The sequence below is a fragment of the Chryseobacterium sp. SIMBA_029 genome, assembly GCF_046535275.1.
Classification (GTDB): domain Bacteria; phylum Bacteroidota; class Bacteroidia; order Flavobacteriales; family Weeksellaceae; genus Chryseobacterium.
Window position 1 is genome coordinate 1 of record NZ_JAWRXA010000775.1, and the last position, 242, is coordinate 242.

General features: G+C 58.3%; 1 protein-coding gene. It reads right to left on the minus strand.

The annotated features are described in order from the left end of the window. Positions 1–242 (minus strand): hypothetical protein (locus tag SB679_RS26030; RefSeq protein WP_410705284.1); only part of this gene is annotated, 242 nt, incomplete at both ends.

The following is a 242-nucleotide window of genomic DNA, read 5'->3' on the forward strand; positions in this document are numbered from 1 at the left end:
GACGCGGGGACTGAGGCTAGGGTGGCCGGCTTCAAAAGCGATCCGAACGTAATGATGGTGTCCCCGCCTACTGACTTTATATCCGTCAAGTTGGACATGTTAGTGGCATCGTTGGTGCTGCCATAGATGAAATAGCCGCTAATTGGATAGACGGGCGGTGCGCCTGCGGCCTGGGCAGGGAGCGCAGTCGGGATGCTGAACAGCAGTGCGAACACGGCCAAAAGGGTGGCGGTGATGTGTGG